Origin of the sequence: Kitasatospora sp. NBC_01300 (assembly GCF_041435235.1) — a bacterium.
Taxonomy (GTDB): Bacteria; Actinomycetota; Actinomycetes; order Streptomycetales; family Streptomycetaceae; genus Kitasatospora.
The window spans coordinates 6,674,423-6,697,879 of the sequence record NZ_CP108408.1 but is presented as its reverse complement, the minus strand read 5'-3'; the positions used below and the strand labels follow the sequence as shown (position 1 = coordinate 6,697,879).

The window sequence follows — 23,457 nt, the reverse complement described above, 5'->3', positions numbered from 1 at the left end:
CCGCAAAGACATCTTTGCAAAGGGTTTTTTGCGAAGAAGTCTTTGCGGTGAGCACCAGGGGTACGCAGGGCCACCCGCCGACCGTCCGCCGGCCTTCCGTCAGTCGTGCGCGACCACCAGCAGCAGCACCACCGTCAACCCGCCGCCGGGGGTGGCCTCCACCGCCAGTCGCCCGCCCGCCGCCAGTACCAGGCTGTGCACGGCCGGCCCGACCGGCCCGTCGGCGCGGGCGCCCGCGAGCAGCCACTCCCGCGCCCCGGGCAGCTCGGACGACCCCCGATCGGCCACCCGGATCTCCACCCGCCCGCGCGGTCGCGCCGCCCCGCTCAACCCGGCCGCCCGCAGGGCCGTCGCGGCCGGGCCGGGCCCGCCCGCCACCTCGGCGCGGACCAGCACCCGCCCGCCGGGCGGGTTGCGCCGGATCGCGTGGTCGACCAGGCCGGCGAGCGCGGCCTCCAGCCGCCGGGCGTCCGCGGCCACCACCGGCAGCCCCGGCGCCAGCCGGGTCGTCACCGCCGCCGCCCGGCCGCCGCCGCGCACCACCTTGCGGACCACCTCGCCCACCTGGACGTGCCGCGCCTGCGGCTCGCAGCCGGCCTGCCGGCCGGTCCACTCGACGCGCTCCAGTTCCGGCCGGGACAGCGCCCGGGGCCCGGCCATCTCGCCCGGTCGCAACGCTCCCGGTTCCTCACCCGCCACCGCGCCGCCGGACCCGCCCGCGCGGCCGGGGCCACCCGGCCCGCCGAGGGCGCCGAGCGCCCTGGCCCCCGATGCGACATAGCCCCAGAGCTTCCCGCTTGCCATCGCCCTGCCCCTCGCGCATCGCCGGCGGCCGTCATCAGTGCCGCGGCCGACCGGCGCGGGCCGCTTCCCAGGCCCTGGTGTCAGCCTGCACCTCACTCGTTCGGGTGACAATCCGGCTCCGGGATGCGAACCGGGCACCACCCCCGCCGGTCGGCCGGTGCCACACCCGCCGACCGGCGGGGCAGGCCCGGCCCCCGGCCCGCCGCAGGCCCGCGACGCGGCGCCGCCGACCCCGGGCCGGGCCTCACGAACTCCCTTCGCCCGCCCGGAGGTCCGCCGCCCGGGCCGGAGCCCGGAGACGCTTCTAGACTGGCCCCATGCCCCGGCTCAACGACCAGGTGCGAGAGCTGCTCCAGGAGTACGCCGACCTGATCAACATCACCGGCGGGGACGCCTTCCGGGCGCGGGCCTACGAGAAGGCCGCCCGCGCGGTGGGCGGCCACTCCGAGGACGTCGCCGGCCTGGACGCCAAGGGCCTGCAGCAGATCCCCGGCGTCGGGAAGTCCACCGCCGAGAAGGTCGCCGAATACCTCACCACCGGGCGGATCACCGCCCTGGAGGCCCTGCGCGCCGAAGTCCCTTCCGGCGTCCGGGAGATGACGGCCGTGCCCGGTGTCGGCCCCAAGCGCGCCCTCGCCCTCTACCGCGACCTGGGCATCGCCTCCGTCGACGACCTGGCCGAGGCGGTCCGCTCCGACCGGCTGTCCGGCGTGGCGGGCTTCGGCGAGCGCAGCGGCGAGAAGATCCTGCACGGCATCGAGTTGCTGCGGCGCTCCGGCGGCCGCACGCTGCTCGACGCGGCCACCGAACTGGCCGATCAGCTCGTCGCCGCGCTGTCCGCCGTGCCCGGCTGCACCCGCTGCGCGTACGCGGGGTCGCTGCGCCGGATGCGCGAGACGGTCGGCGACGTCGACGTGCTGGCGACGGCCGCCGACTCCGCCCCGCTGATGGCCGCGCTCACCGGACTCCCGTACGTGGCCGAGGTGATCGCGAGCGGTCCGACCAAGACCTCGGTGCGCACCACCGGGGGCGTGCAGGTGGACCTGCGGGTCGTCCCGGAGGAGGACTGGGGCGCGGCACTCGTCTACTTCACCGGATCGAAGGCGCACAACATCCGGCTGCGCACGATGGCCGTCCGGGCCGGGCTGAAGCTCTCGGAGTACGGCCTGTTCCGGACCTCCACCGAGGGATCGGACGGCGAGGAAGCGGACGGCGAGGGCGCGGGCAGCGTGGACGCGGACGGCGCCAAGGTGGCGTCCGCGACCGAGGACGAGGTGTACGCGGCACTCGGCCTGCCGTGGATCGCACCGCCGCTGCGCGAGGACCGGGGCGAGATCGAGGCCGCCCTGCGCGGTGAACTCCCCGATCTGGTCCAGGAGGCGGACCTGCGCGGCGACCTGCACACGCACACCGACCTGACCGACGGCCTGGCCACCCTGGAGGAGATGATCGACGCCGCGGCCGCCCGCGGCTACTCCTACTACGCCGTCACCGACCACGCGCCGGACCTGGTGATGCAGCGGATGACGGACGAGAAGATGCTCGCCCAGCGCGAGCATCTGCGCCGACTCGCCGACCGCCACCGGAAGCTGCGCCTCCTGCACGGCACCGAGCTGAACATCGGCCCGGACGGCGGGGTGGACTGGCCGCCCGGGTTCCTGGCCGGCTTCGACGTCTGCGTGGCCTCCGTGCACTCGCACTTCACCGCCGACCGGGCCGCCCAGACCCGCCGACTGATCCGCGCCTGCGAGAATCCGCACGTGCACGTCATCGGCCACCTCACCACCCGGAGGATCGGCCGCCGCGGCCCGATCGACGTCGACCTGGACGCGGTGTTCGCGGCCGCCGCGCGCACCGGCACCGCGATCGAGATCAACAGTTCCCCGCAGCGGCTCGACCTGCGCGACGAGGACGTCCTACGGGCGAAGCGGCACGGCGTCCGCTTCGCGATCGACAGCGACGCCCACTCCACCGGGCAGCTCGCCTACCCGCGCTTCGGCATCGGTACGGCGCAGCGCGGCTGGCTCACCGCCGAGGACGTGATCAACACCTGGCCCTGGCAGCGGCTGAAGCGTTTCCTCCGCAAGGACGCGCTGCGCTGAGCCGCCCGCCGGGCACCCGGCGGGCGGCCCCTTCACACGGAGCCGCCCACCGCGAGGTCACCTCGGCACCTCCCCGAGCCCGCCCCGCCGCCTCCCCGAGGTCACCGCTCCGCGAACGAGGCCCCCGGCGTGGCCAGCACCCGGGCCGCGCTGCGGTGCCCGAGGCCGGCGGCCAGGTGCAGGTCGCCGCCCTCCAGGAAGCCGGCCAGGAACCCCGCCGCGAAGGCGTCCCCCGCGCCGGTGAGGTCGCGCACCTCGCTCACCGGCGGCACGGGCACCGTGAACGGCGCCTCCCCGGGCACGTCGACGGTGGTCGCCTCGGCGCCCGCCTTGGTGACCACGGTGGTGGTCGCCAGCCGGGTCCGCTCCGGCCCCGGCAGCCCGCCCACCAGCAGGCCCAGGTACTCCGCCTCGGACCGGTTGGCGAACACGAAGGTCGGCGCCAACTCGGCCAGCAGGGCCAGGAAGCGCTCCCGCCCGTACTGCTCCAGCATGCCGGTCGAGGAGGCGTCCACCGAGGTGGTGCCGCCCGCCCGCCGGACCCGCGCCAACGCGTCCACCGCGGAGCGGCCGACCGGATCGCCGTCGAAGGAGTAGGCGGGCACGTGCAGGTGGGTCAGGCCGGCCAGCCACTCGTCCGGCACCCGGTCCAGCAGTTTGGCCGCGCCGCGGTCGGGCAGCATGGTCCGTTCGCCGGTCCGGTCGATCAGGACCACGATGCTGCCGGTCTGGCCGCGCCGGGCGACCCGTACGTCCACGCCGTGCCCGGTCAGTTCGGCGACGATGCCGTCCCCGACCGGGTCGGCGCCGACGCAGCCGATGAACCGGGCCGGGTACTGGCCGGCGGCGAAGCTAGCGACGTTCGCCGCGCTGCCGCCGCGCCGCCGGAAGACCTGGGCGCTGGAGTCGGTGCCGTGCCGCAGCGGGCCGTCGACCCAGACGACGATGTCCTCGACGAGGTCGCCGAGCACCCCCAGCACGGGTCAGGCCCCGCTGCGGGCGGCGGCCGCCAGCGCGGTCGCGATCTGGCCGCCGAGCCGGACGTTGCCCCGGTAGACCTCGACGTTGACCTCCAGGCTGCGGCCCTGGGTGTCGCGCTGGATGTGGTCGAGCAGGAACGGCGTGGAGGCGTTGCCGGTGACGCCCTGGCGCTCGGCCTCGGCCCAGGCGCGCTCCAGGATGCCGTCGAGCTCCTCCGGCGGCAGCTGCTTGGCGGGGTCCACCGGGTTGGCGATCAGGACGGCCTGCGGCAGGGCGAGGCGGTCGCGGGCCTCGATGAGCCGCGCGGCCTCCTCGGGCGACTCGACGCTGAAGTTGATCTCGTGGCCGGAGTCGGTGACGTAGAAGCCGGGGTACTTGCGGGTGCGGTAGCCGATGACCGGGATGTTGAAGGTCTCGAAGCGCTCCAGGGTGGCCCGGATGTCGAGGATCGACTTGACGCCCGCGCTGATCACGGTGACCGGCGTGGCGGCCAGGGTGGTCATGTCGGCCGACTCGTCGAAGCTCTCGGAGGCGCCGAAGTGGACGCCGCCGAGGCCGCCGGTGGAGAAGACCCGGATGCCCGCCCGGTGGGCGAGGAAGGCGGTGGCGGCGACGGTGGTGCCGCCGTGGCGGCCGAGCGCGGCGACCACCGGCAGGTCGCGCAGGCTCACCTTGTCCAGGCCGTCCGTCGCGGACAGTTCGGTGATCTGCTCGGTGCTCAGACCGACCGTGGGCACGCCCGCGTGCACGCCGATGGTCGCCGGGACGACGCCCGCCTCGCGCAGCTGTCGCTCGGCCTCCAGCGCGACGGCCAGGTTGCGGGGGCGCGGCAGGCCGTGGGTGAAGATGGTCGATTCCAGCGCGACCACGGGCCGGCCGTCGGCCACGGCCTGCGCGACCTCCTCGGAGACGTGGATGGCCCGCGCGGAACGGGTGGCCGGCGCGGAGCCGGGGGCTTCGGGGGTGCTGGGGGGCAGTCCGGTCATGGTCGGATCTCTCTCTGAGATGCCACTGCGGTGGGGCAACGTGTCGCTCAGCGTATGGACGGTTCGCATCGGAATCCAGAATGAGTCCTGGGGCTTTCCATAGGCTCAGGCCTATGAGTTGGCTTAGGCTTGGGCCATGGGCTTCACCTTGCGTCAGCTCGAGGTCTTCCTCACCGTCGCCGAGACGCTGCACTTCGGACGGGCCGCCGAACGGCTGCACATCTCCCAGCCGACGGTCAGCCAGGAGGTCGCCCGGCTGGAACGGACCGTCGGCGTCGAGCTGTTCGACCGCAGCCGCCGCTCGGTGGCGCTGACCGAGGCCGGCGAGGTGATGGCCGCCGAGAGCGCCCGGCTGCTCGGGCAGGCCGAGACGCTGCTGGCCCGGGTACGGCTGCACGAGGAGTCCAGGCTGGGGACGGCCCGGATCGTCGCCTCCCCCAGCGTGGTGAACCGGCTGCTTCCCGCCGTGGTCAGCCGCGCCGAACAGGAGCTGCCCGCGCTCACCACCGCCGAGGTCGCCGTCGACACCGGCCAGGTCTCCACCGCGCTGGCCGCCGAACTCGCCGACATCGGCCTCGGCCGCTTCCTCGACGAGGTGGCCGGCTACCGGCTGGAGCGGATCGCCGACGAGCCGGTGCGGGTCGCCCTCGGCAGGGACCACCCGCTGGCCGGCCGGACGAGCGTGCGCCTCGGCGAACTGCGCGACCTGCCGCTGCTGCTGTGGCCGCGCGAGCAGCACCCGCGCTACTACGACCACGTGCTCGGCCTGTGCTCGGACCACGGCGTCGACCCGCCGGTGCTGGTCAGCCCGCCGCGGATCGTCGGCTCCCGGCTCTACCTGCTCGCCCGCAACCGCGCGTTCTCGCTGGTGCCCGGCTCGATGACCGGCCACCTCACCGAGGACGTGGCCACCGTCCGGCTGGACGGCCGGGCCACCCTGCCGCTGGAGATGCAGTGGCGGCTGGACGACCGCCGGCCCCGGCTGGCCACCCTGCGCGACCTGATCCGGCAGGAGGCGGCGGCCCTGGAGGTCGACTAGGCCCTTACCGGGCCCGCGAGGCCAGGCGCACCCCAAGCGTCCCCCCGAGCGAATCCTTGACGCTGGCATGCCACCGCCGAAAGGATGCCCGGACCGCCCACCCGGCCCGCGGCAGCGCCCGCCGGCCGCCCGACCCCTGGGGACCAGCCTTGGCCGTCCGCCCGCTGCTTCGCCGCGCCGCCCGCCTCCTCGGCGCCGCCGCCCTGACCCTCGCCGGCACCCTCACCGCCGCCGCCCCCGCCCACGCCGACTTCGGCACCGACTACCACGACCCGGTCACCGCCACCCGGCCGCTCACCCGCCCCGACACCCGCTCCTGCACCGTCGAGGTGATGCACGACCAGCAGTTCCGCAACGGGTACGGCAACCCGCCCGACACCCCGTACACCACCACCCTCACCCCGCCCGCAGACTGCGCCGGGCCCTGGTCCGCGGTGGTCCTGGACCTCCACGGGCAGGTCGCCGGGCGGCAGTTCGACCGCATCTTCAGCGCCCGCGTCGGCGGCGTCCAGGTGCTGCTCTCCTCCACCCCCGAGCCGTCCAAGGACGGCATCGAATGGAAGCTGGAGCGCGATCTCACCCGCTACGCCCCGCTGTTCGCCGCCGGCCCGCAGCCGTTCTCCCTCGACCTCGCCAACGTCACCGACGCCACCTACACCGGCGTCTTCACCATCAGCGCCAGTGTCACCTTCTACACCGCGAACGACCGCTGGCCCGCCGCCCGCGCCGCCGACCGCCTGCTCACCACCGGGCCGTTCGCGCTCACCCAGGCCGCCCCCGCCGCCACCCGCGAACTCACCTTCCCGCAGAACCTCGAACGCCTCACCGCCGAGGTCTACACCCGGGGCGGCGGCGCCTGCGAGGAGTTCGCGTACGCCTCCGCGCCCGACGCCTTCGTCAGCGCCAACCCCGGCCTCGGTTCCTGCGGCAAGGGCCCGTTCCGCGAACTGCGGCTCACCGTCGACGGGCGGACGGCCGGCGCGGTCTGGCCCTACCCCGTCATCTACACCGGCGGGTGGGACCCGCTGCTCTGGCGGCCCGTCCCCGGCGTCTTCGCCTTCGACCTGCCCGCCTACCGGCTCGACCTCACCCCCTACGTCGGGCTGCTGCTCGACGGCCGCCCGCACACCGTCGGCATCGCGGTGAACGCCAGCGAGGCGCAGAACAACGACACCTGGACCGGCCAGGTCAACCTCTTCGCCGACGTCGACCACGGCACCGCCCGCACCACCGGGCAGCTCACCGACCACCGGGTCGCCCCCGAGGCCGCCGTCGACACCCGGCTCACCGACCACGGCGGCGGCAGCGGCGACTGGACCGTCACCGCCGGCCGGCACGACCTCGCCCGCGGCTGGGTCCAGACCTCGCACGGCCGGATCACCACCGAGGTCCGCGACGACCTCGCCTTCCGCTCCGCCCAGCAGCTGCGCGACAGCGGCAACGACGTGGCCCTGCACAACCGCACCGACCTCACCCGCACCACCGCCACCTGGGGCGGCGGCCCGCACCGCACCACCACCGTGCGCGAGGGCGAACCGCTGGACGTCACCTACCGCGTCACCCACGACGCCGCCGGCAACACCGACCAGCGGACCGCCATGGACCTCGGCTACCACCGCGAGACCACCGCGGCCACCGGCGGCCACGTCACCGAGCGTTCGACCGTCGACCACACCCTGCGCCCCACCGCCCGCCGCCACGACGGCGACTCCACCGTCCGCACCGGCACCAGCACCGAGGACTACCGCAGCACCGGGCCCGACGGGCCGTACCACCGCACGCTCTCCTTCGTCGACGGCTGGCCGAAGCCGTAGCACCGCACCGAATCTCACCGAATCTCCCGACTTGCGAAATCCGTCCGATTTCAGGCGGTTGACCCCTGGTGCACACGGCGTGGGAAGCGCATGATGGGAGGTGGACCTGCGAGGCAGCTGAAGGAGTTCGACCGCAGGAGGCAGTGGTGACAGATCGAGACGGATCAGGGTCTGCCACTGGTACTACCTCGGTCGACGATCGAACTGCCGGCCGGAGGACACGATGTCCGGAGGCCACCCCCGCCTCGTAGGTTCCCCGCGTCCACGGAGCGCCCCCTCGGCTCCGTGGACGCGTCCGTCGCGGCAGGGCCCTCTCCGCAAGATCCGTCACTGCGGCGCCCGTCACTGCGGCACCGGGTAGCCCATCTCCCAGGCGTGGACGGCGATGCCGACCCGGTTCGCCACCCCGAGCTTGCGCTGGACGTTCGCGACGTGCGTCTTCACCGTGCCCGGCGAGATGAACAGTTCGGCGGCGATGTCCGCGTTCGTCCGGCCCGCCGCCACGTGACCGGCGATCTCCACCTCCCGCTCGGTCAACGGCACCACCGGCGCCGAGCGGGGCTCCGGACGGCGCGGCCCCGTCACCTGCCGCAGCAGCCGGACCGTGACCGACGGACTGATCAGGCTCTCCCCGTCCGCCGCCGCCCGCACCGCCTCGCCGAGCAGCGACGGCCCCGAGCGCTTCAGCAGGAATCCGGACGCACCGTGCCGCAGCGCCGGGTACACGTACTCGTCCAGGTCGAAGGTGGTCAGCACCACCACCCGCACCGGCTCCGCCACCCCCGGCCCGGCCAGCCGCCTGGTCAGCTCCAGTCCGTCCATCCGCGGCATCCGGATGTCCACCAGCGCGACGTCCGGGCGCAGTTCGGCCGCCAGTTCCAGCGCGGCCAGCCCGTCGGCGGCCTCCCCCACCACCTCGATGTCCGGCTGCGCCGCCAGGATCCGCCGGACGCCGCGTCGGACGCTCTCCTGGTCGTCGGCGATCAGCGTACGGATGATCCGCGGGCACTCACCGTTCGCACTCGTCACGGCAGGCAGTCTGCCACGCGCGCCCGGGCCGCCGGCCCCGTCCGCCGCCGATGCGGCCCGGCGGGCGGGAAGTTCGCGTCACGAGCCCGGGGGCGGGAAGTTCACGTCGTGGCTCCGGCGCGGTTCACCGACGCCCGGTGAGGCTGGCGGCCATGAACGCTTCCAGTGGACATCCGCCCGTCAGCCGGCGCGGGATCCTGGCCGGTGCCACCGGTCTCGGTCTCGGCGGCGCCGTCTCCCTCTCCGGCATCGCGGCCACGCCCGCCGCCGCCTCCCCGCTGCTGCTGAAGCGGCCGGACCGCTCCGGCGCCCCGCGCGTCGCCGGGCTGCACCTCCAGTTCGGCTCGGACGCCTCGCGCGAGGTCGTGGTCTCCTGGCACACCACCGCCTCGGTCGGCAACCCCCGTGTCCGGTACGGAACTTCGCACGGCGGCCTGGGCCGCAGCGCGCAGGCCGACACCAGCACCTACCGGGACGCCAAGTCCGGCACCGAGGTCCAGATCCACCACGCCCGGCTGAGCGGCCTGCACCCCGACACGGACTACGTGTACGCCGCCGTCCACGACGGTGCCACCCCGGAGTTCGGCACCGTCCGCACCGCCCCGCGCGGGCGGGCCGCCTTCACCTTCACCAGCTTCGGCGACCAGGGCACCCCCACCCTCGGCAAGAAGACCGCGAACGGCTACGCCAACGACAACCTGGGCAGCCCCGCCGCCGGCGACACCACCGCCGGAGTCGAGCGGATCGCCCCGCTGTTCCACCTCGTCAACGGGGACCTCTGCTACGCCAACCTCGCCACCGACCGAGTCCGCACCTGGTCCGACTGGTTCGAGAACAACACCCGCTCCGCCCGCCACCGCCCCTGGATGCCCGCCGCCGGCAACCACGAGAACGAGCGCGGCAACGGCCCGACCGGCTACCGCGCCTACCAGGCCTACTTCGACCTCCCCCCGTCCGGCTCCGACGACGAACTGCACGGCCTCTGGTACGCGTTCACCGCCGGCGCGGTCCGCGTCATCAGCCTCAACAACGACGACGTCGCCTACCAGGACGCCGGCGACTCCTACGTCCACGGCTACTCCGGCGGCGCCCAGCAGCGCTGGCTGGAGCGGGAGTTGGCCGCCGCCAACGCGAACCCCGAGATCGACTGGATCGTGGTCTGCATGCACCAGGTCGTCATCTCCACCGCCGACAAGTTCAACGGCGCCGACCTCGGCATCCGCGAGACCTGGGTGCCGCTGTTCGACAAGTACGGCGTCGACCTGGTGGTCTGCGGCCATGAGCACCACTACGAGCGCTCGCACCCGATCCGCGGCCAGCAGCAGACCGACACCCGCACCCCCATCCCGGTCGCCACCGACACCCGGACGATCGACACCACCCGGGGCACCGTTCACATGGTGATCGGCGGCGGCGGCACCTCCGCCCCCTCCAACGGCCTCTTCTTCGAGCCCGCCAAGGCCCGCGTCATCACCGGCGTCGGCGCCGTCGACCCGGCCACCGGCAAGCGGCCCCCGCAGTACGTGATCGAGGACGCCCCCTGGTCCGCCTTCCGCGACGCCGACAACCCGTACGGCTTCGCCGCCTTCGAGGTCGACCCGGGCGAGCGCGGCGGCCGGACCACCATCGACGTCACGTACTACTCGGTCAGCGGCCCCTACGGAGACCTCGTCCCCGTCGACCGCTTCACCCTCACCCGCCCGCGCGGCGCCCGCGGCGGCGGCCGGGGACGCTGACCCCGGCCGAGCCCGTCGGGGTGGCGCGCTCACCCCCGCCACCCCGACCGGGCGCGGTACCGTTCCTCCGCGCGCCCGGACACACCGAACGCGCCGAACGCGCCGAACGCCTGAACGCGCCGAACGCCTGAACGCCCTGGAGGCCCGCCCGATGCCCGTCGACCGCCCCGCCGACGGCACCGGGAACGCCCGCCGCCCCGACTACGGCCGACTCGCCACCGTCGGCCCGTACTTCGCGCTCGACACCCCCGCCACGCCCGGCGCGGGCCCGCCCCCGGGCTTCCGGCCGCTGCCCGAGCTCTACGGCACCGGGCCGGACGCGCCGCTGGCCCGGCGGATCCGGGTGGTGGCGCAGCGGCTCGGCACCGCCGAGCCCCGGGTCGCCGCGTCGATCCTGCACCTCGGACTGGCCGCCCGGTTCTGGTCGGTGGGCCTCGGGGCGGCCGTCCTGCTGGGTACGGTCCCGACGCTGGAGCACGCCTGGGTGCGGATCCCGGATCAGGGGCCGCTCGACCTCTGGACGCCGCCGGATCCCCCGCTCCCCGCTCCGTCCGCCACTTCGCTCCCGCTCGCCGACCAGCTGTACGAGGCCGTCCTGGTGGGCCAGTTGGAGCCGCTGGCGGCGGCGGTGCGGTCCGCCGTCCCGCTCTCCGCCCGGCTGCTGGCGGGCAACGCCGCCTCCGCCCTGGCCGGTACCCTGCGGGTCCTGGACGCCCACGCACCGGGCCCGGCAAGGGCGTTGGTCGCGGAGCTGCTCGCGCGCCCGCCGCTGGCCGGTACCGGGACGCTGCGGACCGGCCCGCGCGGCGCCGCCTTCCGGCGGACCAGCTGCTGCCTGTACTACCGGGTGGGTCCGGGCGCCGGGGTCTGCGGCGACTGCTGCTTCACCCGGCCGCCCGCACCGAAGCGGGGCTGATACATCCAGGAGTGCAGGTCATATCCGGACCACCTCCCGGTCCGCCGACGGCATCCACCACCGGTCCTCCGGTCACCCGTCACCCGTCAGCCGTCGCCCGTCAGCCGTTCGTCCGCCAGCTGGAGGTGCCCCCGCACCAGGTGGTGCACACAGGCGACGGTGTGCACCTCGGCGGCGGCCCGGGCCCCGGCCGCGTCGCCGGCCAGGACGGCGACCAGGATCTCCCGGTGCTGCTCGGCGAACCGCTCCTGGTCGGGGCCGTACGGTGCGGGCAGCCAGAGCAGCGGGCCGAGTTCGGCCTGGAGCCGGACGGCGAGCCGGGTGAGGCGCACGGACTGGGCGGCGACGGCGAGTTCGATGTGGAAGCGGGCGTCGGCGCGGCGCCGTTCGGCGGGCCCGGCGGCGTCACGCAGGTCGTGCACCAGCCGGGTGAACCGGGGCGCAAGGTCGGCGGGGGCCCGTTCGGCGGCGAGCCGGGCGGCGGTGCCGGAGACGGCCAGTTCCTCGTCGCCGAGGTCGCGCAGGTCGACGGTCGCGAGGTCGCGCAGCCGGGCGAGTTGGAGGCGTTCGGAGCCCTCGGCAGGGGTGCGGACGAAGCTGCCGCCGTTGCGGCCGCGCCGGGTCTCGATCAGGTCGGCCTCGCGGAGCAGGGCGAGCGCCTCGCGGACGGTGCCGTTGGCGACGCCGAGCTGGTCGGCGAGGTCGTTCTCGCTGGGCAGTTGATCCCCGTCGGCGACCAGGCCGAGGGCGATCGCCTCGGTGATCCGGCGAGCCACGGCATCGGCGCGGCCGAGGTCGGCCAGCGGCGCGAGGACGGCGCTGAGCAGCGGGGTCGCGCTCCCGATCGTCGCCACGCCGACCCTCTCCTCGATCACCGTCGGACTGGGTGCTCCCGGCAGGGTACCTCCCGGTCGGGCACGCACCCTTGCCGCTAGAAACCCGATCTCGTATGTTTTCCCGCGATCCCGGTCCGAAGCACCACCCCCGGTAACCCCTCACGCGTCACGCCACGTTCCCAGGAGCAGGAGCAGGTCATGACCGATGCCAGCGCACGTGCCACCTCCCCGACCGGCCCCCTCCCCCCTCAGGGCCCCGACACCGACACCGACACCGGCGCCGATGCCGACGCCGCACGACTGGCCGCCCTCGGCTACGCCTCCGAGTTCAAACGCGACATGAGCCTCTGGGCGAACTTCTCCCTCGGCTTCACCTACCTCTCCCCGGTCGTCGGCGTGTACACACTCTTCGCCTCCTCCCTCGCGACCGCCGGCCCGCCGATGGTGTGGAGCTTCCTGATCGCCGGGGTCGGCCAGTTGCTGGTGGCACTGGTGTTCAGCGAGGTGGTCGCCCAGTTCCCGGTGGCGGGCGGGGTGTACCCGTGGTCGCGCCGGCTCTGGGGACGCACCTGGGGCTGGCTGACCGGCTGGGTGTACCTGCTGGCGCTGATGTCCACCATCGCCGCGGTCTCCTACGGCGCCGGCCCGTACGTGGCCGCGCTGCTGGGCGTCGAACCGAGCACCGCGACGACCGTCTGGTGCGCGCTCGGCCTGCTGCTGCTCGCCACCGTCATCAACCTGGGCGGCACCAAGGTGCTGTCGGCGGCGGCCGTATTCGGCTTCGCCGCCGAGCTGCTGGGTGCCCTGGCGGTCGGCGCCTGGCTGCTGCTGACCCACCGCTACCACGGGCTCGGCGTGGTCTTCGACCGCTTCGGCGCGGGCGACGGCGGCTCGTACACCGACGCCTTCCTGGCCGCCGGGCTGATCGCGGTCTTCCTCTTCTTCGGCTTCGAGGCGTGCGGCGACGTCGCCGAGGAGGTGCCGAACCCCGGTCGACAGATCCCCAAGTCGATGCGGCGCACCCTGTACGTCGGCGGCGCGGCGGCGATCGGCGTCAGCCTGGCGCTGGTGATGTCGATCCAGGACATCGGCGCGGTGGTCTCCGGCGACGACAAGGACCCGGTGGCCTCGGTGCTGCACGACGCGTTCGGCGCCACCGGCGCCCGGGTGGTGATCGGCGTGGTGCTGATCTCCTTCCTGTCCTGCGTGCTGAGCCTCCAGGCGGCGGCGAGCCGGCTGGCGTACTCCTTCGCCCGGGACCGGATGATCGTGGGCAGCCGGCTGCTCGCCACCGTCTCGGACCGCCTGCGGGTGCCGCCGTACGCGCTGCTGCTCGCCGCGGCAGTGCCGGGCGTGATCATCGTCGGCGCCTCGGCGCTCTCCGAGGGCGCCCTGACGAAGATCATCTCCTTCTCCAGCATCGGCATCTACCTGGCCTTCCAGATGGTGGTGCTGGCCGCCCTGCGCGCCCGGCTGCGCGGCTGGCGCCCGAGCGGGGACTTCCGGCTCGGCCGCTGGGGCCTGGCGGTGAACATCGGCGCGCTGGTGTACGGGCTCGCCGCGATCGTCAACATCTGCTGGGGCCGCACCCCGGACGCCGCCTGGTACGACGACTACCTCGTGCTGCTCTCGGCCGTGGCGGTGCTGGCGGCCGGTGGGCTCTACCTGCTGCTGGCCCGCCCGCACCTGCGCAGCGACGCCCCGTCCGGCGACGCGACGGCCCCCGCCGGGGACGCCCGATGACCCTCACCTTTGGAGGAATCCCCGCCGCCGCCCTCGACCGCGTCCCGGACGACGGGCACCCCTGATGCGCGCCATGACCCCGGAGTCATGAACGCGGAGTCGTGAGCCCGGAGCCACGGAACCCGGAATCACAGAGCCTGAGTCACAGAGCCTGAGCCGCGAAACCGGCCCGCGTCCGGCTTGTCCAGAGCCGGGCGCGGGCCGCCGGTCCCCACCCGGTGCCGATGCCCTCAGCGGCGGGTGAAGCACTCGCGTGCGGTGCGGGTCAGACCGCGACCGCCTCCGCCATCTCCTCCTCGGCCTCCACCGGGCTCTCCGCCGCCCGGCGCCCGCGCCCCTCGTGGAGCGCGGCGGCCACCAGCGCGGCCCCGCCCAGCAGCAGCCAGACCACCAGGGTCACGACGTGCCCGCCGAGGCCCGCGCCGCCGTCGAAGTACAGGATGCTGCGCGCGCCCTCCAGGAAGCCGGCGCCGGTCCAGAAGCCGTGCAGCGCGCCGAAGAAGCCGTTCTGCAGCTCGGGCCGGAAGACGCCGCCGGAGCTGGTGAAGTTCAGCATCACGAACAGCACCATCAGGGCCAGGGTGGTCCACTTCTTCAGGAAGCTGTGCAGGCCGATGCCGATCAGGACGACGCCCGCCGAGTAGAGCCAGCCGAGCGCCCACACCGCGGCCAGGTCGTGGTCGACCACGTGGAAGACCGGTCCGGCGGTGACGATCCCGATCACGCTCACCACCAGCGACACCGCCACGCCGACCAGCGCCCGGATCCGCATGCTCAGCCCGGCGCCGGCCGCGCCGATCACGGCGACGCTGGCGTAGGAGCCGATGCTCAGCGCGACCAGCAGGAAGAACAGTCCCTGGCCGGTCGGGTCGCCCTCAGCCGGGGTGGTGAGGTCGGTGACGTGCAGCGGCACGCCCTGCCGGTCGGTGACGTTGCTGAACACCGCCGTGGCGGCCACCGCCGAGGTGTCCGAGTTCCCCTTGGCGACGAGCAGTTCGGGGCTCCTGGCGTCCGGGAGGAAGGCCCCCACCAGGTCGCGGTCGCGCAGTTGCTGCTCGGCGGCCGCTCGGTCGGGCAGGGTGCGGACGTCGACCGCCGCCCCGGCCTTGGCCTGGATCGCCTGCGCCAGGCCCTGCGCCTGCGGGGTGGTGCCGACCACGGCGACCTTCAGGTGGTGCGGCTCGGGTTGGTGGAAGGCGCCCTGGTAGGCGAGCGCCATGCCGAGGCACATCAGCAGCGGGGTGATCAGGTGGACGGCGAGGTGCTTGAGCGAGTGCCCCAGGGCGGGCGCTGCGGCAGGGGTCTGGGGTGTGCTCATGGCGTTCGTACCGTCCTCCGGTGGCTTCGAGTCAAGATAGGTGGCAAATGCAACCACGAGGGGCACCGAGATGCGCCGCCCACATCAGGTGGTAAATGCAACCATCTTGGATGTAGCTTACAACTATCCGACGCCGATCGAAAGCCGGCCGCCCCGGCCGGGGACACGGCCGAGCGCTCAGGACAGCTCGAACACCCCGTACGAGAAGCCGTCCGCCCGCAGTTCCCCGTCCGCCACCCGCACGCCCCGCACCTCCAGCGGGCGCACCCCGCCGTGCTCCAGCCGCACCGCCCCCGGCTCCCGGCGCGGGTTCACCGCCACCAGGTACCGTCCGGCCCGGGTGTACACCAGCGGGTACCCGGCGTGCCGGACCTCCACCCCGCCGGAGGCGCCCAGCCCCGGATGCGCCCGGCGCAGCGCGATCAGCCGCCGGACGGTGTGCAGCAGCGAGGTCGGATCGGCCCGCTGGGAGAGCACGTCCGGGCGCCGCGGGTCCGGGTCGACGGGCAGGTAGAGGCGTTCGGGCTGCGCGCCGGAGAAGCCCGCCGCCGGCCCGGGCTCCCACTGCATCGGGGTCCGCGAGCCGGCCCGGTTGTACCGCGGGCCGAGCACGCTGCCCTCGACGTCGGGCAGTCCGGGCAGGTAGCGCATGCCGATCTCGTCGCCGTAGTAGACGGCCGGCAGGGTGGGCCAGGTGAGCAGGAAGGCGAAGGCGGCGGCCAGTTGCCCGTCGGTGCGCGGGCCGGTGGCCAGCCGGGAGAAGTCGTGGTTGGCGGTGGGCAGGGCGATGTGGCCGATGCCCTCGGTCGCCTCGGCGGCGGCGCGCCAGGCGTCCAGGAACACCTGCGGGGTGCCGCGCCCCTCGGCCTCGAAGTAGCACGGGCCCTGCTGCCAGAACTCCTCGACCGTGCCGGCGCCGTTGTTCCACAGCGATCGCAACGCCAGGCCGTGGTCGGCGCCGCCGAACTGCAGGAAGAAGTCCGCGTGGAAGCCCGCCGCGACGGCGGCCGCCGGATCGCCCCACTCGGCGAACAGCGCGGCCTGCGGGTGGGCGCGGTCCAGCCAGTCCCGCAGCCCGGTCCACAGCTTGGCGGTCTCCGCCAGGCCCGGGTCGTCCTTGACCAGCGAGGAGGCCATGTCGACCCGGAAGCCGGCCAGGCCGAGGCCGAGCCAGTGCGCCATGATGTCGCGCAGGGCCGCCCGGTTGGCGCGCGGGCCCTCGGCGTCCACCGGCTGGCGCCAGGGCTCCTCGGAACTCGGGCGCGCGTAGCCGAAGTTGAGCGCGGGCTGACAGTCGAAGAAGTTCGGCCGGTACCAGCCGGGGCGGCTGCCGGGCGAGGCGACGAAGCCGTCCACTCGCTGGTCGGACCAGATGTACCGGTGGTCGGACGGGTCCTCGGCGGCGGCCAGGAACCAGGGGTGGCGGTCGGAGGTGTGGCCGGCGACCAGGTCGAGCAGGATCCGGATGCCCTTGCGGCGGGCGGCCTCGACCAGCGCGACCAGGTCCTCGGTGGCGCCGTAGCGCGGGGCCGGGGCGAGGTAGTCGGAGACGTCGTAGCCGGCGTCGCGGAACGGGGAGGCGAAGCAGGGGTTGAGCCAGACGGTGTCGACGCCGAGCCAGGCGAGGTGGTCGAGGTGCGCGGCGATGCCGGCGAAGTCGCCGATGCCGTCGCCGTCGGAGTCCGCGAAGCTCTGCGGGTAGATCTGGTACAGGACGGCGTCGGCCAGCCAGTCGGGGCCGGGGCGGGGCGAGGTCATGGGGCGGGTCCTCCTGCCGGATCCGGGGGCCGGGGCCAGGGCTGGGGCCGGGGCCGGGGCTGAGGTTGGGGCTGGGGAGCACGATTCTCGCCCATCCCCGGCCGCGCCGACAGCCCGCCGACAGCCGTCCCGACAACTCGCCGACCGACCGACCGCCCCGGCACCCCGCCCCCCGCCGGCCCCTCAGGCCCGCGCCACCGCGCACGCCGCGGTGAACGCCCGGGCCCGCCGGGTGATCTCCGCCCAGTCCCCCGCCGCGACCACGTCCGGCGGCACCACGTCCGTGCCCGCGCAGACCGCAAGCGCGCCGTGCGCCAGGAAGTCGGCGGCGTTGCCCGCGTTCACCCCGCCGGAGGCCACCAGCGGGACGTCCGGGTACGGCCCGCGCAGGTCCTTGAAGTAGCCGGGGCCGAACGCCCGGGCCGGGAAGATCTTCACGGCGGCGGCCCCGAGGTCCACCGCCCGGGCCACCTCGGTCGGGGTGAGCGCCCCGAGCACCACCGGCACCCCGGCGGCCCGGGCGGCCTGCGCGACCTCGGGCCGGCAGCCGGGGGTGACCAGGAAGGACGCCCCGCTCGCGACCCCGCGCTCGGCCTGCTCGGCGGTCAGCACGGTGCCCACGCCGACCCGCCATCCCGCGTCCGCGGCACGCCGTAGGTGCGTCGTGACCTCCGGTGTGGTGTAGGTGAATTCGGTCCAGTTGATGCCGCCTTCGGCGAGCGCGGCGCACAGCGCGGCCGCGTCCGGGATGCGGGGCGCGCGGACCACGGCGATCACCGGGTCGTCCCGCAGGTCGGCGAGGGGGTTCACGGAGGGGGGATTCACAGGGATCTGGTTCCTCGGTCGGTGCGGCGCAGGGCGCGCCCGGGCCGGGCGCCCGTGGTGCGGCCCTGCCGGACGACGGCGGTGCCGTTGACGTACACGTGCTGGACGCCCTCGGCGGGCAGCCGGGGGTGCTCGAAGGTGGCGGCGTCCCGGACCTTCTCGGGGTCGAGGAGCACCAGGTCGGCGTGGTGGCCGGGGGCGATCAGGCCGCGCCGGTGCAGCCCGAGCCGGGCGGCGGGCCGGCCGGTCATCCGGGCGATGGCCTCCTCCAGTGTCAGCACGCCCAACTCCCGGCTGTAGTGGCCAAGGTAGCGGGGGAAGGTGCCCCAGGCGCGCGGGTGCGGCCGGGCGCCGACCAGCAGTCCGTCGCTGCCGACGGTGTGCGCCGGGTGGCGCATGATCGCCCGGACGTTCTCCTCGTGCCCGACGTGCTGGAGGATCGTGGTGGCCAGTTCGTCGCGGCGCAGCAGGTCGAGGAAGACCTCCGTCCCGCTGTGGCCCCGCTCGACGGCGAGTTCGGCGACGGTCCGGCCGACCGCCCGTGCCAGCTCGGGCGTCCGGACGCCGGAGATCTGGATCGTCGCCCAGTCGGTGACGACGCCGTGGCAGCCGTCGCTGCCCTTCTCCTCCACCTCGTACCGGATCCGCTCGCGGGCGGCCGGGTCGGCGAGCCGGGTGAGTGTCGCCGCCGGACCGCCCTCGGTGGCCCAACTGGGCAGCAGGGCGGCCAGGGTGGTGGAGCCCGGCAGGTAGGGGTAGCTGTCCAGGGTGAGGTCGACGCCGTCGGCGAGCGCCTGGTCGACCAGTTCCAGCAGTTCGCCGGCCCGGCCCCGGTTGACGCCGAAGTTCATCGTGGCGTGGGTCAGGTGCAGCGCGCAGCCGGTCCGCCGGGCGATCTCCACCATTTCCGCGTAGCCCTCCAACGCGCCCTCGCCGTAGGAGCGTTGGTGCGGGGCGTGGAAGCCGCCGTAGGCCGCGACGACGGTGCACAGCTCGACCAGCTCGGCGGTGTCCGCGTACATCCCGGGGGTGTAGCTGAGACCGCTGGACATGCCGACCGCGCCGTCCAGCAGGCCCTGCGCCAACTCCTGGCGCATCCGGTCGAGTTCGGCCGGGGTGGGCGGCCGGTTGGCCCAGCCCATGGCGAGCATCCGCAGCGAGCCGTGCGGGACGAGGTAGCAGGCGTTGACGGCGACGCCGGTGCGGTCGATCCGGTCCAGGTAGCCGGCGACGCCGCGCCAGTCCCAGTCGAAGCCCTCCGGATCGCCGTTCCAGCCGGCCAGTTGGCGGCGCAGCGCGGGCAGGGTGGCGTCGTCCACCGGGGCGTAGGACAGGCCGTCCTGGCCGAGGACCTCGCAGGTGACGCCCTGGGTGACCTTGGCCGGGTGCTCGGGTTCGAGCAGCAGGGCGAGGTCGGAGTGGGCGTGCATGTCGATGAAGCCGGGGGCGAGGACGAGCCCGTCGGCGTCCACCACCGTCGGCGCGTCGAGGCCGGGGCCGATCCCGGTGATCAGCCCGTCGGCGATCCGCACGTCCGCCCGGTAGCGGTCCGCGCCGGTGCCGTCGACGACGGTGGCGCCCCGGAAGACGGTGTCGGGCGCTCTGCCGCCCGCCATCAGAAGAACGTCCTGACCAGCCCGGTGACCTTCGGCTCGGCCGCGTCGGCGGAGTCGAGCACCGGGATCGCGGTCCACTTGTCGAAGGCCGTGCACGGGTGGGAGACGCCGAGCCGCAGCACCGCGCCGATCGGGGCGAGGTCGCCCGCGTCGCGCAGGAAGGCGTGCTGGTCGTTGAGTGCGGTGATCCGGGCCGCGGTGCCGGTCAACTCGGCGCCGCCGCGCACGCGTTGCGGCTCGGGCAGGCCCTCGTCGAAGGGCAGGTCGCGCTTGCCGGCGTCCAGCAGGGCCAGTTGCGGCTCGGGCCGGGACACCACCCGGGCCCAGCCGTGCAGCGCGCTGTGGAACGGCGTGCTGCCGGCGCCCCTGACCAGCGGCGAGATGCCCCGGTAGAAGCCGTCGTCGTGGGCGATGTACGCGCCCGAGCGCAGGACCACGAGGGCTTCCGGCAGGCCTGCGAGTTCCTCGACGACCAGGTCGAAGTAGGCGCTGCCGCCGGCCGTCACGATCGGCATGGCGTCGTCCGGGTAGGCGCGGGCGAGCCGGCCGTGCAGGTCGGCGAGTGCCTTGAGGTAGCCGCGGACGGTGGCCAGTCCGTCGGCGGTGGCGTCGTGGGCGAGCGCGCCCTCGTAGCCGCCGACGCCCGCGAGGCGCAGGGTGGGGGCGCGCAGCACGGCGGCGGCGATCTCGACGGCCGCGTCCACGCCGCGGGCGCCGGTGCGCCCGCCGGGGCCGCCGAGTTCGACCAGGACCTCGACGGGCCGCTGGGCCCCGGCGGCGCGCAGCGCCTCGTCCATCAGCCGGACGCTCTCGGTGGAGTCCACCCAGGAGACGAAGGCGAACGCCGGGTCGGCGGCCAGTTCGGCGGCGAGCCAGGCCAGTCCGGCCGGGTCGAGCAGGGTGTTGGCGAGCAGGATCCGCTCGACTCCGAAGGCCCGGGCGACGCGCACCTGCGGCAGGTTGGCGAGGGTGATGCCGTGGCTGCCGGCGGCGAGCTGCGCCTGCCACAGGGCGGGCGCCATGGTGGTCTTGCCGTGCGGCACGAGCGCGACCCCGGCCTTGGCGCACCAGTCGGCCATGGTGCGGAGGTTGTGGTCGAGCGCGGCGCCGTCCAGGGTGAGCAGCGGGGTGCCGAGCCCGGTGAGGGTGGGTCCGGTGGCCAGCCAGTCGCGGACGGAGTGCCCCCAAGCCTCCGGCGGGGCGGCTTTGAACCGCCAGTCGAGCGTCTCGTCGGCGAGGGCCGCCACCGCGCCGTCGTCGATGCCCGGCCCGGTGCCGATGCTTGCGAAGGTCTGCTCCACCGTCTTCCTCCATCTGCCGTGTTGCAACATGTGCAATGAGGGTTGCACATGTTGGCATGACGGTTCTAGCATCGGCGCCGGATCACGGTCAACGGAACGGCCGCCGCAGACGGAGGAGCCCAGCAGATGCCGCGACAGGACACCCCGGGCCCGGCCCGCCCCGGTCCTTCCCCGACGGCCGTGTGCGTGGGCGAGTCCATGGCGGTGCTGCTGCCGGACCGGCCGGGCCCGCTGGAGGCGGTGGAGAACTTCCGGTTGTCGGTCGGCGGCGCGGAGTCCAACGTGGCCGGCGCGCTGGCCGCGCTCGGCGTGCCGACCGCCTGGATCAGCCGGGTCGGCGACGACGGCTTCGGCCGCCGGCTGCTCGCCGAGGTCGCCGCCCGCGGCGTGGACGTCTCGGCGGTCGCCGTCGACCCGCACCGCCCCACCGGCCTGTACCTCAAGGAGGTCGGCGGCGCCACCGGCCACCACCACGACCTCGGCCCCGGCCGCAGCCGGCTGCACTACCACCGGCGCGGCTCCGCGGCCGCCGCGCTCTCCCCCTCCCTGCTGGCCGACCCGGCGGCCGTCCGGCTGCTGTCCGGCGCCCGTCTGCTGCACCTGTCCGGCATCACCGCCGCGCTCTCCGACGACTGCCTGGCGCTGCTGCGCGCGCTGCTCGCCGACCGCCGCCCGGGGCGGACCGTCAGCTTCGACCTCAACTGGCGCCCCGCGCTCTGGCGCGACCGCGACCCGGCCGTCCTGCCGCCGCTGCTGGACGCCGCCGACCTGCTGCTGATCGGCGCCGACGAGGCCGAGGCCGCGTTCGGCACCGGGGAGCCGGCCGCGCTGCGCCGTCGCTTCGCCTCCCCGGCCACCCTGGTGGTCAAGGACGCCGCCCGGCTGGTCACCGCCCTGGAGCGGGACGGCACGGCGGTGAGCGAACCGGCCCTGGCCGTCGAGGTGGTCGAGGCCACCGGCGCGGGCGACGCCTTCGCCGCCGGCTACCTGGCCGGCACCGTCCGCGGCCTGGACCAGCGCCGCCGGCTGCGGCTCGGCCACCTGAGCGCCGCCTGCGCGCTGACCGCCCACGGCGACCAGGCCGAACTGCCGCCCGCCGCCGTGGTGGCCGCGCTGCTCGACGCCTCGCCCGCCGACTGGGCCGCCACCCGGGTCTCGGTGGAGGGCATCACCGGCCCGGCCGTCCCCCCGGACCGGTCCCGCGACACCCGGCGGGCCCGGGCACAATGAGCAGCAACCCGAGCCCGAACGACCCCGGCGGAGCACGATGAGCCAGACCGTCACCCGCGCCCTGCGCCTGCTCGCCGAACTCGGCGAGGGCGAGCGCTCCCTCGACCAGCTGGCCGAGGTGCTCGGCGTCCACAAGACGACCGTGCTCCGACTGCTCCAGAGCCTGGAGGAGGAACGGTTCGTCTACCGTGACGCCGCCTACCGCTACCACCTGGGCGCCGGCCTGTTCGCCCTCTCCGGCCTCGCCCTGGAACAGCGCGGCGTCCGCCGGATCGCCGGCCCGCACCTGGCCGAGCTGAACGCCACCACCGGCCAGACCGTGCACCTGGCCGCGTACGAGGGCGGCGAGGTCGTCTACATCGACAAGTTCGACTCCCGGCACCCGGTCAGGATGTACTCCCGGATCGGCCTGCGCGCCGCCCTGCACAGCGCCGCCGTCTCCAAGGTGCTGCTGGCCGACCTGCCGCTGCCCGAACGCCGCCGGGTGGCCGCCGGGATCGACTTCACCCCGCACACCCCCCGCACCCTCGGCACGCCCGAAGCGCTGCTCGCCGAGTTGGAGAAGGTCGCCGTCCAGGGCTGGGCGCAGGACCACGCCGAGCACGAGTCGTTCATCAACTGCGTGGCCGCCCCGATCCGGGACGCCAGCGGCCGGGTCGTCGCCGCCGCGTCCATCTCGGTGCCGGATGTCGTCCTCCCCTACGAGCAGGTGCTGGACCTCCTCCCGCAGCTGCTCGCCACCACCCGCGCCATCTCGGCCGACTGCGGCCGCCCGGACCACAACTGATCAACCGTCAGACCGTGAGGAACCCCATGAACGAGCAGCACCCGACCAGCGGCAAGACCGAGATCCGCACCGACGGCGCCCCCGCCCCCGCCTGGATGTTCTCCCAGGGCGTCCGCAAGGGCCCGATCCTCCAGGTCTCCGGCCAGGGCCCGCAGGACCCGGCGACCGGCGAGTACCTGTACCACGGCGACGTGAAGGCGCAGACCCGGCGCACGCTGGAGAACGTCAAGGCGATCGTCGAGGCCGGCGGGGCCACCATCGAGGACGTGGTGATGTTCCGGGTCTACCTCACCAAGCGGGCGGACTTCCCGCTGATGAACGAGGTGTACGCCGAGTTCATCGACGAGAACATCAAGCCCGGCGGCGTGAAGCCCTGCCGCACCACGATCTTCGTCGAGCTGCCGCAGGAGCCGATGCTGGTCGAGATCGACGCCCAGGCCGTCGTCGCCTGAGAGAACGCCGAGCAGCCCGACCACCGCAGGGGCCCGGACGCGCACAGGCGCGCCCGGGCCCTTCGCCGTTCCCCCTCGCTCACCTCCCCGCAGGCACGCCCTGCTCGGCCGGGGCATTCGAGCACGCCACGGCCCGCCCCTCGCCCGCCGGTCCGGCGCCGCCCATCCCTGACGGCGGCAGCCC

The 23,457-nt window shown here is 74.6% G+C and carries 19 protein-coding genes; 9 read left to right on the top strand and 10 right to left on the bottom strand.

Annotated features, from left to right (window positions below):
• Positions 1 to 99: 99 nt before the first annotated feature.
• The gene (locus OG556_RS29255; RefSeq protein ID WP_371521365.1) at positions 100 to 804 is read right to left on the bottom strand and encodes a hypothetical protein; all 705 of its coding nucleotides are present in this window, start codon (positions 802 to 804) and stop codon (positions 100 to 102) included.
• A gap of 317 nt (positions 805 to 1,121) precedes the next feature.
• Here OG556_RS29255 and polX point away from each other — a divergent pair, with 317 nt between their 5' ends.
• Entirely contained in the window at positions 1,122 to 2,906 is a 1,785-nt protein-coding gene (polX, locus tag OG556_RS29250; protein WP_371521363.1) for a DNA polymerase/3'-5' exonuclease PolX, read from the top strand.
• 101 nt (positions 2,907 to 3,007) lie between these two features.
• Here the strand turns inward: polX and OG556_RS29245 are convergent, their stop codons facing one another.
• Both OG556_RS29245 and OG556_RS29240 read right to left on the bottom strand, forming a co-directional pair.
• Positions 3,008 to 3,886 (bottom strand): carbohydrate kinase family protein, encoded by an 879-nt coding sequence (locus OG556_RS29245; RefSeq protein WP_371521362.1) that lies wholly within the window; start codon positions 3,884 to 3,886, stop codon positions 3,008 to 3,010.
• Positions 3,887 to 3,889: 3 nt separating this feature from the next.
• Positions 3,890 to 4,873, bottom strand: coding sequence for a pseudouridine-5'-phosphate glycosidase (locus OG556_RS29240; RefSeq protein WP_371521360.1), 984 nt, complete (start codon positions 4,871 to 4,873; stop codon positions 3,890 to 3,892).
• A gap of 136 nt (positions 4,874 to 5,009) precedes the next feature.
• Between OG556_RS29240 and OG556_RS29235 the strand changes: the two genes are divergently transcribed.
• On the top strand, positions 5,010 to 5,912 hold the full coding sequence (locus OG556_RS29235) for a LysR family transcriptional regulator (protein ID WP_371521358.1): 903 nt from the start codon (positions 5,010 to 5,012) through the stop codon (positions 5,910 to 5,912).
• Positions 5,913 to 6,061: 149 nt separating this feature from the next.
• A complete protein-coding gene (locus OG556_RS29230; RefSeq protein WP_371521356.1) occupies positions 6,062 to 7,726 on the top strand; it encodes a peptide-N4-asparagine amidase in 1,665 nt (554 codons plus the stop codon).
• 342 nt (positions 7,727 to 8,068) lie between these two features.
• Here OG556_RS29230 and OG556_RS29225 read toward each other — a convergent pair whose 3' ends face one another.
• Positions 8,069 to 8,755, bottom strand: coding sequence for a response regulator (locus OG556_RS29225; protein WP_371521354.1), 687 nt, complete (start codon positions 8,753 to 8,755; stop codon positions 8,069 to 8,071).
• A 152-nt stretch (positions 8,756 to 8,907) separates the two neighbouring features.
• Between OG556_RS29225 and OG556_RS29220 the strand changes: the two genes are divergently transcribed.
• Positions 8,908 to 10,491 (top strand): purple acid phosphatase family protein, encoded by a 1,584-nt coding sequence (locus OG556_RS29220; protein WP_371521353.1) that lies wholly within the window; start codon positions 8,908 to 8,910, stop codon positions 10,489 to 10,491.
• 151 nt (positions 10,492 to 10,642) lie between these two features.
• The gene (locus OG556_RS29215) at positions 10,643 to 11,407 is read left to right on the top strand and encodes a (2Fe-2S)-binding protein (RefSeq protein ID WP_371521351.1); all 765 of its coding nucleotides are present in this window, start codon (positions 10,643 to 10,645) and stop codon (positions 11,405 to 11,407) included.
• Positions 11,408 to 11,493: 86 nt separating this feature from the next.
• Here OG556_RS29215 and OG556_RS29210 read toward each other — a convergent pair whose 3' ends face one another.
• Positions 11,494 to 12,261: a FadR/GntR family transcriptional regulator gene (locus OG556_RS29210; RefSeq protein WP_371521348.1), complete on the bottom strand. Its 768-nt coding sequence runs from the start codon at positions 12,259 to 12,261 to the stop codon at positions 11,494 to 11,496.
• Between the two features lie 180 nt (positions 12,262 to 12,441).
• Here OG556_RS29210 and OG556_RS29205 point away from each other — a divergent pair, with 180 nt between their 5' ends.
• Positions 12,442 to 13,986 (top strand): APC family permease, encoded by a 1,545-nt coding sequence (locus OG556_RS29205; RefSeq protein ID WP_371521345.1) that lies wholly within the window; start codon positions 12,442 to 12,444, stop codon positions 13,984 to 13,986.
• A gap of 265 nt (positions 13,987 to 14,251) precedes the next feature.
• Here the strand turns inward: OG556_RS29205 and OG556_RS29200 are convergent, their stop codons facing one another.
• From OG556_RS29200 to OG556_RS29180, 5 genes are all read right to left on the bottom strand, one after another.
• Positions 14,252 to 15,304 carry a hypothetical protein gene (locus OG556_RS29200; protein WP_371521343.1) on the bottom strand — a complete coding sequence of 351 codons (1,053 nt, stop codon included), beginning with the start codon at positions 15,302 to 15,304 and terminating at the stop codon, positions 14,252 to 14,254.
• A gap of 177 nt (positions 15,305 to 15,481) precedes the next feature.
• Positions 15,482 to 17,062 carry an alpha-amylase family glycosyl hydrolase gene (locus OG556_RS29195; RefSeq protein ID WP_371521340.1) on the bottom strand — a complete coding sequence of 527 codons (1,581 nt, stop codon included), beginning with the start codon at positions 17,060 to 17,062 and terminating at the stop codon, positions 15,482 to 15,484.
• Positions 17,063 to 17,245: 183 nt separating this feature from the next.
• On the bottom strand, positions 17,246 to 17,887 hold the full coding sequence (locus OG556_RS29190; RefSeq protein ID WP_371521338.1) for a bifunctional 4-hydroxy-2-oxoglutarate aldolase/2-dehydro-3-deoxy-phosphogluconate aldolase: 642 nt from the start codon (positions 17,885 to 17,887) through the stop codon (positions 17,246 to 17,248).
• Positions 17,884 to 19,503: an amidohydrolase family protein gene (locus OG556_RS29185; RefSeq protein ID WP_371521335.1), complete on the bottom strand. Its 1,620-nt coding sequence runs from the start codon at positions 19,501 to 19,503 to the stop codon at positions 17,884 to 17,886. Before OG556_RS29185 ends, OG556_RS29190 begins: the two co-directional genes overlap by 4 nt.
• On the bottom strand, positions 19,503 to 20,804 hold the full coding sequence (locus OG556_RS29180; protein WP_371521332.1) for an amino acid deaminase: 1,302 nt from the start codon (positions 20,802 to 20,804) through the stop codon (positions 19,503 to 19,505). The genes OG556_RS29185 and OG556_RS29180 overlap by 1 nt, the downstream gene beginning before the upstream one ends.
• A gap of 126 nt (positions 20,805 to 20,930) precedes the next feature.
• Between OG556_RS29180 and OG556_RS29175 the strand changes: the two genes are divergently transcribed.
• The 3 genes from OG556_RS29175 to OG556_RS29165 are packed head-to-tail and all read left to right on the top strand — an operon-like array spanning position 20,931 to position 23,273.
• Entirely contained in the window at positions 20,931 to 22,034 is a 1,104-nt protein-coding gene (locus tag OG556_RS29175) for a sugar kinase (RefSeq protein ID WP_371521330.1), read from the top strand.
• Positions 22,035 to 22,071: 37 nt separating this feature from the next.
• Positions 22,072 to 22,821: an IclR family transcriptional regulator gene (locus OG556_RS29170; RefSeq protein WP_371521328.1), complete on the top strand. Its 750-nt coding sequence runs from the start codon at positions 22,072 to 22,074 to the stop codon at positions 22,819 to 22,821.
• Between the two features lie 26 nt (positions 22,822 to 22,847).
• Entirely contained in the window at positions 22,848 to 23,273 is a 426-nt protein-coding gene (locus OG556_RS29165) for a RidA family protein (RefSeq protein WP_371521326.1), read from the top strand.
• The last annotated feature ends 184 nt before the right edge of the window (positions 23,274 to 23,457 follow it).